This window comes from Nocardia testacea NBRC 100365 (assembly GCF_000308775.1).
GTDB lineage: Bacteria > Actinomycetota > Actinomycetes > Mycobacteriales > Mycobacteriaceae > Nocardia > Nocardia testacea.
In genome coordinates this window covers 1-1,294 of sequence record NZ_BAGJ01000137.1, presented here as the reverse complement: position 1 = coordinate 1,294, position 1,294 = coordinate 1, and the positions used below count along the sequence as shown (strand labels likewise).

The 1,294-nt window shown below is 73.7% G+C and carries 2 protein-coding genes; both read left to right on the top strand.

What is annotated here, in order from left to right:
* On the top strand, positions 1-770 hold a 770-nt coding region (locus ON38_RS19250; protein WP_039826264.1), incomplete at its 5' end, for a uroporphyrinogen-III synthase.
* A gap of 59 nt (positions 771-829) precedes the next feature.
* Positions 830-1,294, top strand: a 465-nt coding sequence (locus tag ON38_RS19245; RefSeq protein ID WP_245564111.1) for a sirohydrochlorin chelatase, incomplete at its 3' end; no start/stop codon positions are given.

The following is a 1,294-nucleotide window of genomic DNA, read 5'->3' as shown; positions in this document are numbered from 1 at the left end:
ACGGCGCCACCACCGAATGGGAACCGATCCCGGACTTCTGCGAAGTACTGCGCTGTGCGGGCGCCGATGTGGTGCCCGTACCGGTGTACCGGTGGGAGCCGCCCGCCGACCGCGGTCCGATGGATCAGCTGATCGAGGCCGTCGTGACCTCCGCGATCGACTGTGTGACGTTCACCAGTGCCCCGGCGGTGGCCTCGATGCTGATGCGCGCCAAGGAGATCGGGGTGCTGGAGGGGGTGTTGCACGCGCTGCGCGGCCGGGTGCTCGCGGCCTGTGTCGGCCCCATCACGGCGGCCCCGCTCGAGGAGCTCGGCGTGCCCACCACGATGCCCGGCCGGGCCCGGCTGGGCGCGCTGGCCCGCCATGTCGCCGAGGAACTTCCGCGCCGGGCCGGCCGGATCAACGCCGCCGGCCACACCATCAGCGTGCGCGGTGCGTGCGTGGTGGTGGACGGCACGGTGAAGCAGCTCGCGCCGGCGCCCATGGCGCTGATGCGCTCACTGGCCCGCCAGCCGGGGCGGGTCGTCTCCCGCGAGGATCTGCTGGCGGCACTGCCCGGTGGCGGCGACGATACGCACGCGGTGGAGACCGCGATCGCGCGGCTGCGGGCGGGTCTGGGTACTCCCAAGGCGATTCAGACCGTGGTCAAGCGCGGCTACCGGCTGGCCATGGATCCGGCCGAATGCATCGACAACAATGCCGGCCCGGCGCATGCCGCGGCGGCCCCGGCGCGCAACGCGCGCTATGTCCGGACGGTGGTGCCGGGGTGAGGCGCCCGCCCGCCTTGGTGTTGGTCGCGCACGGTACCCGCAGTGCCAGGGGCGTGCAGATGATCGCCGCGCTGGCCGAAGCGGTCGGGCACGAGCTGGACCGGCGGTCCGGCACCCTGGACGTCCGGTGTGGCCACTCCGGCGTAACCGGTCCGGCCGGTCGCCGCGCCACCGCGCCCGGCCACCTGAACTGCGGTTGTACGCCCGAGCCGGTCGCGGGACCCGAGGCGGACGACAACGCGGACTCGGTCGTGCGCACGGCGTTCGTCGATGTGCTCGGACCGTCGCCCGCCGAGGTGTTGCGCGATCTGGCCACCCGGGCCGTCGTGGCCGGCGATACCGTTCCGGCCGTGGTGGTGCCGGCCTTTCTGGCCTCCGGATATCACGTCTACCAGGATGTACCGCGCGAGGTGGCCGACAGCGGCCATCCCGCGGTGACCGTCACCGCCGCAATGGGTCCCGACCCCGCACTGGCCCGCATCATGGCCGTGCGGCTGCGGGCGGCCGGTTGGCGGCCCGGCGAC